The 8,006-nt window shown below is 54.5% G+C and carries 6 protein-coding genes; 2 read left to right on the forward strand and 4 right to left on the reverse strand.

The annotated features are described in order from the left end of the window. From Q0510_RS00345 to dnaA, 4 genes are all read right to left on the reverse strand, one after another. Positions 1–3,334 (reverse strand): TonB-dependent receptor (locus tag Q0510_RS00345; protein WP_298707199.1); only part of this gene is annotated, 3,334 nt, incomplete at its 3' end. Between the two features lie 119 nt (positions 3,335–3,453). After that, positions 3,454–4,347, reverse strand: a complete 894-nt coding sequence (locus tag Q0510_RS00350) for a FecR family protein (RefSeq protein ID WP_298707201.1) — start codon at positions 4,345–4,347, stop codon at positions 3,454–3,456. Positions 4,348–4,414: 67 nt separating this feature from the next. Continuing rightward, positions 4,415–4,987, reverse strand: coding sequence for an RNA polymerase sigma-70 factor (locus Q0510_RS00355; protein ID WP_298707202.1), 573 nt, complete (start codon positions 4,985–4,987; stop codon positions 4,415–4,417). A 167-nt stretch (positions 4,988–5,154) separates the two neighbouring features. Continuing rightward, a complete protein-coding gene (gene dnaA / locus Q0510_RS00360; RefSeq protein WP_109694592.1) occupies positions 5,155–6,588 on the reverse strand; it encodes a chromosomal replication initiator protein DnaA in 1,434 nt (477 codons plus the stop codon). A 545-nt stretch (positions 6,589–7,133) separates the two neighbouring features. Between dnaA and Q0510_RS00365 the strand changes: the two genes are divergently transcribed. Both Q0510_RS00365 and Q0510_RS00370 read left to right on the forward strand, forming a co-directional pair. Then, positions 7,134–7,529: a DUF3127 domain-containing protein gene (locus tag Q0510_RS00365; RefSeq protein ID WP_298707207.1), complete on the forward strand. Its 396-nt coding sequence runs from the start codon at positions 7,134–7,136 to the stop codon at positions 7,527–7,529. A 113-nt stretch (positions 7,530–7,642) separates the two neighbouring features. Continuing rightward, a partial coding sequence (locus Q0510_RS00370) for an FAD-binding protein (RefSeq protein ID WP_298707209.1) occupies positions 7,643–8,006 on the forward strand: 364 nt, incomplete at its 3' end.

Raw genomic sequence — 8,006 nt, forward strand, 5'->3', positions numbered from 1 at the left:
GAATGGCGTAACCGCTGCTTTGTTCTCCCGTACGCTCCGGCAGTTTCAGCATGCTGTTGGTGAGGTAGCCGAGGTTCTGACCGCTCACGCTGAGCGTAAGGGCAGATATACGGGCCGGCTTCAGTATGCGCGCAGGCAGGCTGTAGCTGAGCGATACCTCGCGGATAGCCAGGTAGTTGGAGCTCACGTAGAACATATTGCTGGGCCGGTCGAAGTTTTTGGTATTCAGCTGGTCTGCCCAGGTATAGCGGGGATACTTCGCGTTGGGGTTCTCAGGCGTCCAGGCGTTGAGGATATCTTTCAGCATGTTGTAGTTCTGCCCGTTGCCTGCATTCAGCGCGGTAAACTTCAGCGCGTTGAACAGTTTGTTGCCATAAACGCCCTGGAAGAATACGTTCAGGTCGAAATTCTTATATCGCGCGTTGGCGCTGAAACCGTAAGTGAATTTCGGGAAAGCATTGCCGGCTACCACGCGGTCGTCGTTGGTGATCTTGCCGTCGCCATTGTGGTCGATGAACTTCAGGTCGCCGGGTTTGGCTTTGTCCTGGATGAGATTGCCGTCTTTGTCTTTATACGCATTGATTTCTTCCTGCGTTTTGAAAATGCCATCGGTGCGTACTACGTAATACGAATACAGCGGCAGGCCTACTTCCTGGCGGAGCGGGGCCAGCGTGCTGCGGACGTTGATGCCATTCAGCGGCATCACCCGCTGCCCGTCGCGCAGCGAAAGCAGTTTGTTATTTACTTTGGTAAGCGTCAGCCCGAGGTCGTACTGGAATTCGCCGGACCTGTCGGCCTGGAAATTCAATCCCAGTTCAAAACCCTTGTCCAGCGCAACCCCTGCATTCTTCCACATCCCGTCCGGAACGCCGAGCATGCCCGGAACGTCTACATGTACCAGCATGTTGTTGGTGGTCTTTTCGAAGTAATCGGCATTGATGCTGAGGCGGTTGTTGAACAGCCCAAAATCGAGCCCGATGTTGTTGATCTTCGTGCTGGCCCATTTCAGGTCTTTATTCGGCAGCGCGGTTTCCTGGTAGGTAGGCAACTGGGCGGGGGATTCCCCTAGCCAGATCTGCCCGCTCGACATCGGTGCATCCACGCCCGTGGCCACCAATGATCCCAGGTTGCCCTGGATACCATGGCTGAGGCGCAGCTTCAGGAAGTTGAGCCACGACGATCCTTTCAGGAATTCTTCTTCCGTCACCACCCATCCCGCGGTGATGCCGTAGTAAGGCTCCCAGCGGTTGTGCTTCGGCAACATGCTCGACCCGTCGTAACGGCCGATCAGGCCCAGCAGGTATTTGCTTTTGTAATCGTAGTTCACACGGCTGAACCAGGAGGTCATCGCCCATTTATTCAGGCCGCTCCAGGGGCGGAAGAACTTGGTGGAGTTGTCGAAATACCGGTACGACGGCAGTTCGTTATAGAACCCCTGCGCCGAAGCCCCCACCCAGGTGCCGCGGTGCTTCTGGTGCGAGAAGCCGCCCATCGCCGTGAGGTTGTGGCCGCCCCCGAACTTCCGGTCGTAGGTAAGCGTTTGCTCCGCGAGGATCTCGGTCAGGTTGTTGATGTCCTGCCGCAGCTCGTTGTAGTCGAAGATCTTCCCGATCTCCAGCACTTTGGCGGAATATGTTTTCGCATCGCGGAAGGATTTGGTGAGCGAGAAGTTCGAGCGGAAATTCAGTCCTTTCGCGAGATTGACCTCTACGTACGGATTGAAGAATATCTTCGTTTCCGGCGCCCGGGAATCGATGCGCTGCAGGTAGGCCACGGGGTTGATCACGTCGCCGTAAGCGCCGGCGTATTGCAGGGGCAATCCGCTGAAAGAGCCGTCGGGGTTATACGGACGGATATGCGGGGGATAAAAGATCGCGGAGATGATGGCGCCCGTGTAGGCGCTGGTGGTGTTGGCGCCGTTGCCGTCGGTCATGGTGAGGGCCATGTTCTCACCGATCTTCAGCCAGGGTTTCAGCTGGTAATCGGTGTTCATGCGGATGGAGTAGCGCTCGCTGTAAGTATTGAGCAGGATGCCCTCGCCCTTGCGGTAACCGAAGCTGAAATAATACCGCCCGTTATCGTTGCCGCCTTTGATGTTGGCGTTGTAATCCTGGATGCGCCCGGTGCGGAAGATCTCATCCATCCAGTTGGTGCGGGTGATCTGCCCGTCGGGGTACTGCGCGGGGTCGAACGCGGGCTGGCGCGCCTTGCCGGCTGCGTCGTACGCCATGTTCGTTACATCCGCGAATTCTTTTGCATTGAGCGGTTCCAGTTTTTTGATGGCCGACTGCCAGCCCTGCTTCACGTCCAGCTCCACGGAAGCTTTGCCCAGCTTGCCTTTCTTCGTGGTCACGAGGATCACGCCGCCGGCGGCGCGGGCGCCGTAGATGGAGGACGCCGCATCTTTCAATACGGAAATGCTTTCCACGTCGTTGGGATTGATGGGGCCGCCGGCATAAATGGCGCCGTCTACCACATACAATACGCTTTCGCCGTTGATGCCGCCCATGCCGCGGATATTCACGCGCGGGTTGGCGGTGGGGTCGCCGCCTTCGTTCTGTACGATCACGCCGGGCGCTTTGCCCTGCAGCGCTTCGTTGAAATTGGCGAGCGAGCGGCTGGTGAGCTTGTCGAGCTGCACATCCGCTACCGCGCCCGTTACCTTGGCCTTGCTTTGTGAACCGTAACCGATCACCACCAGCTGGTTGAGGTTCAGCGCGGACGATTCCAGGGAGATGGAGAAATCCCGGCGCGCGCCTACCACTATTTCCTGTGTGCCGTAACCGAGCATGCTCACGATGAGCGTCAGGTTGGGGGATTCGTCTACGGTAAGGCGGAAACGCCCGTCTACGGTCGTAACCGTTCCCTGGGAAGTGCCTTTCACCACCACGGATGCGCCAGGGATAGGGCCGTTCTTTTCGGTCACCACGCCCGTCAGCGTAATCTTATTTGCCTGCACGCCGCCGTTGGATGTGACGGCGGACGGCTTTGGGGCTTCATAGATCAGGATCGTGTTGTGGCGCTCTTCGAAACGCAATCCGGAAGCGGCCAGCAGTTCCGATAAAATGGATTCCACGGTGCGGGAATTGTAAGAAACGGCTTTCACGTTCACGCGGCGGAGGGCTGCTTCGTCGTAAGCCAGGCGCACCGCGGCGGAGTTTTCCAATTGCTTGAGGGCGGAAGAAAGCGGTCCGGCGGAGATGTCGACTTTCTTAACGACTTTCTGGAGATCCTGCGCCGAAAGGGGCAGCGCAAGCGTGGTTACCGTGGTGGCGAGCACGAGCATGCAGGCCATGACGGTCCGTACAAAAAAATGCTGTCTGATTTTTTGCATCTTTGTAAGATTAAAGGTAATGACTGAACAGGCTTACGGCCTGAGCGATTCACATTGCGGTTGTTGTTACTTTTTGGCCGGTACTTGTTTGCAGCTTGGACCGGCTTTTTTGTTGGCGTTTAGTGGATAGTGAGTTGAGTTTTGTTCATCGTGAAACTAATTTTTGGTTTATAACTGATTTTCTGAAGGATGTCCAATACCTGCGGCAAAGGCATGCCTGCAGGGAGCCGGAGCGTGTAGTTGCCGGCGTTTCTGTTCAGCTTTGTGGAAACGGTGATCCCGTATTGATCTTCCAGCGTCCGGATTACTTCCGACAGCGGGGCGTTCTGGAGCAGTATTTCGCCTTGCGTCCATGCCAGCGCATCCTGTAGCTGTATGTTCTCGATTTGTTTTTGCGGGTAAGTGATGCGCTCGCCGGGCGTCAGCAGGCCGTGGCCGCTGGCTTTTACCTTTCCGGAAAGGAGCGTGATGCGGCGGTATGCGCCGTCGCCCGGGAGCTCCGTGGTAAACGCCGTGCCCAGCACGGTGGCGGTATCCGCTTCCATGATCACCGTGAATGGCTCTTCCGGTGAAGCTTTTACTTCGAAGTAGGCTTTGCCTTGCAATAAGGTTACCTGCCGATGGTCGCAGATCATTTTGGTATTGGGCCCGGCGGTCACGCGCGACTGGTCGGGCAGGGTGAAGGTGCGCACTTCGCCGGGCTTGGTGGCCAGGGTGATGTTGCGGGGCGCTTCCGGGCGGATGAACCACGTGGCGGCCAGCGCTGCCACGCCGATAATGGAGGCGGCCATGGCTGCATATGGCCAGATGCGGCGCTGCCGGCGGGGTGCATGCGCGGCAATGTGCTGCCACATGTTGTCGTGCAACCGGGTTTTATCGGTATCACCCATCACCGGGTCTTCCCCCGATGCGGCCAGCCCGTCGAGCCAGCGGTGCAGCAGGCGTTCCTCTTCCGGTGTGGCCTCGCCGGCACGGAATTTCTCCAGTAATGCGCGTATGTCTTTCGGATCCAAGTAAAAGGTGCTTTCTCAATAGACACGCTTCGGAATCCGGATAACCATTGCGGCGGAAAATATTTTTTTAACGGAGGATAAAGCAGAGCAGGATGGAAACGGCGTGCCATTGCAGGCGGATGCGGCGCAGGGCGGTGTTGATCTGGTTGCGGATGGTTTGCTCGCTGCTGCCGAGCTGTTCGGCGATCTCGGCCACGGTGAGGTGCTGGATGCGGTGCATGTAGAATGCGGTTTTCATACGTGCCGGCAGGCGGTCGATGGATTGGAGCAGGGCGGTCTCCGTTTCGCGGAGGTGGATGGCGTCGAGCAGGGAGTCGTCGGCCGATGCGGTGGCGGCGCCGAAGTTGCCGACGTGCTGCTGGTAAAGCTGCTCGTCGCGGATGACGTTGAGGAGGCGGTTGCGAAGGGCGGTGCGGAGGTATGCGGGCACGGAGGTGACGGCGGGGAGTTCGGAATGGCTTTCCCACAGATGTACGAACAGGCCCTGGATGGCGTCCTGCGCGGCGGAGCCGTCTTTCAGCACTCTTACGGCGTAATGGTATAATTCTTCCCAATACGTGTCGAACAGTGCGCGGAAAGCGGTGTTGTGGCCCTGGCGGACCATTTCCCATATAGTATCTGGCTGTGGTTGCTGCCGCATATCGGCTTCAAAATTAGTCAGGTTCGTGTGGAATTATCTTGCTACCCTATTTATGAAATTGTTAAGTAAAAATTAGTAAGAAATGCGGAGATAAAAAACTTTGTGTAAAAAAATGCCGGGCGTTGCGGCCCGGCATTTTCAAATAAGGTGTTGCATTGCAGGAGGGGTTACATAGCGGCGAGTTGCACTTTTTGTTGCAATTCTATTACGCTGTCCCGGAAACTGTTGTCGGTGTCCATGAGGTCTTTGACCGTTTGGCAGGAGTGGATCACGGTGGTGTGGTCGCGTCCGCCAAAATGTTCGCCGATGGTTTTCAGGGAATTCTTGGTAAAGCTTTTGGCCAGGTACATGGTGATCTGGCGGGCCTGGACGATTTCGCGCTTGCGGGTTTTTTGCAGGAGCTTGTCGTAGGCGACATCGAAATATTCGCAGACCATTTTCTGGATGCTTTCGATGGTGATTTCTTTGGAAGAAGTTTTGACGAAAGACTTGAGGACGCGCTTGGCCAGTTCCAGGTCGATTTCTTTCCGGTTGAGGGAAGATTGTGCGAGCAGGGAAATGAGGGCGCCTTCGAGCTCGCGTACGTTGCTTTGAATGTTGTAGGCGACGTACTTCACGACTTCTTTGGGCATTTCGAGGCCGTCGTTGCGCATCTTCATTTCCAGGATTTCCATGCGGGTCTCGAAGTCGGGCAGCTGGATGTCTGCGCTGAGGCCCCAGCGGAACCGGCTCAGCAGGCGCTCCTGGACGCCGTCCAGGTCTTTGGGCGGTTTGTCGGAGGTGAGGATGAGCTGTTTGCCGCTTTGGTGGAGGTGGTTGAAGATGGCGAAAAACGCGTCCTGCGATTTTTCGGCACGGGCGAAGAACTGGATGTCGTCAACGATCAGCACGTCGATCAGCTGATAGAAGTGGATGAAATCGTTGATGATATTATTCTTGGAGTGGTCGATGAACTGGTTGATGAACTTTTCCGCGCTCACGTAGAGGACGGCTTTGTTCGGGTTCTGCCTTTTCACCTCGTTGCCGATGGCTTGCGCGAGGTGGGTTTTGCCCAGGCCTACGCCGCCATATATAACAAGGGGGTTGAAGGAGGTGCCGCCAGGTTTGTCGGACACGGTTTTGCCGGCCCGGCGTGCCACGCGGTTGCAATCCCCTTCGATGAAAGATTCGAAGGTGTAATTGTGGTTCAGCTGCGAATCGATCTGAACGCGTTTGATACCCGGGATTACAAAGGGATTCTTGACCGGGTTTTGTATGGTAAGCGGGAAATCAACTTCACTGTCCTTCTGGGGCTTGGTAAACTGCGTGGGCATGTTCACCGTTTTAGGATGCTGGTGGGGGGTGCTGTTCTCCACAACGATCCGGTACTCCAGGCGTGCTTCCTTTCCGAGCTCGCGCTTGATGGTTTTACCTAACAGGCCCACATAATGTTCTTCCAGGTATTCATAGAAAAACTGGCTGGGTACTTGAATGGTTAAAACGTTGTTCTCAAGCTTTACGGGTTTTATCGGCTCAAACCATGTTTTGAAAGGCTGCCACTCCACTATATCCCTGATAATATTCAGACACCTATCCCAAACTTGTTCGCAAGTTTTATTCATTTAGAAAAAAATAATTTGTCGTGTTATTAATTTGGGTGTTCTCGAATACTAAAGTCTTCAATGCGGGCAGTTGAAGATCTTTTTGACAGGACGACGAATATCTGTAGAAAATGTTGAAAAAAAAAATAAATCTGCCCTTGTTTTTATTCCTACAAATACAGTGTGCCGGACCTGTTTTATTCGCACTAAAATCGGCTAAAACACCCGTTTAGCCTGCAATTCGACCACTACGAAAAGTGCTAAACCGTACAAGCATGATTAACAGGTAATTTGTCAAACTGTTTACTGATTAACGCACAAAAGGTCTGCTTATCAGGTAAAATAACATTGCCCTTTGCCTGCTTGAATAAGCAAGCCCTGGCGGGCGTATTGTCGGCTCTTCGGTGTTTCACTTTTTTGGTAACGCTTTTTCTGTTTTCTCGAATCGGCTGCAAATTTATGATCTTGTTTCTAATAAATGCGAATAACTTGTTGAAAAGTTGTTGACTAATCCTGTTGTGAAAAACTTATCTTTGGCGGAATTGAAATTTTTAAACTAGTTATATATGAGCTTTGAAGTTACCGGCAAACTGGTAGTGAAGTACAATACGGTACAGCGCAGCGAATCTTTCAAAACCCGTGAATTCGTTATCGAGAAATCTGACGATATCAACGGCCGGGTAATTACCAATTATATCAAGTTTCAGTCAGTTCAGGATCGTACCGCCATCGTCGACCGTCACAATGAAGGCGAAATGGTTAAGGTTTATTTTAATATAAAAGGCACCCGCTGGGAGAAAGACGGTAAAGTGAACTACATCACCAACCTCGATGCATGGCGTATCGAGTCCATGATGCAGGGCGCACCCGGCGCTGATCCCATGCCCAACTACAACACTTCCCAGGAAGGTTCCTTCGGTGGTGGCAACAGCGGCAACAGCGGCGACGATCTCCCGTTCTAATATAATAATACGCAGGCCCATAAAGCCTTACCATATTACAGGCGCCCCGCTGCAGCGGGGCGCCTCCTTTTTTATGCCTATCTTTGCCCCGGTTTTTAGGATAAATACCTAACATGGTCAAACAAATCTCCCTCAAGCTCCTCCCGCAGGAAGCCGCACAGCACCGCGCCATCACGCGCCATGCCGCCGAAGCCCTCGGCGCCAAACCCGCCGACATCACCGGGTTCAACATCGTCAAACGCTCCATAGACGCCCGCTCCCGCCAGCCGTACTTCATGCTCACCATCGAAGTATACGTCAACGAGCCCTTCCAGCCCAAAAAGCTGGAAACATTCCATTATGAACCCCTACCGCCCGAGGCCCAACCCGTGATCGTCATCGGCGCCGGCCCCGCAGGCCTCTTCGCCGCCCTCCGCCTCATCGAGCTCGGCCTCCGCCCCATCGTCCTCGAAAGAGGGAAAGACGTCCGCGCCCGCC

Source organism: uncultured Chitinophaga sp. (assembly GCF_937874145.1).
Classification (GTDB): Bacteria; Bacteroidota; Bacteroidia; order Chitinophagales; family Chitinophagaceae; genus Chitinophaga.

Excerpts from the sequence above, each read along its gene's own strand:
- Q0510_RS00355 (WP_298707202.1), bottom strand. The coding sequence starts at position 4,987 with ATGCGGCAGCAACCACAGCCAGATACTATATGGGAAATGGTCCGCCAG.
- Q0510_RS00365 (WP_298707207.1), top strand. The coding sequence starts at position 7,134 with ATGAGCTTTGAAGTTACCGGCAAACTGGTAGTGAAGTACAATACGGTA.
- dnaA (WP_109694592.1), bottom strand. The coding sequence starts at position 6,588 with ATGAATAAAACTTGCGAACAAGTTTGGGATAGGTGTCTGAATATTATC.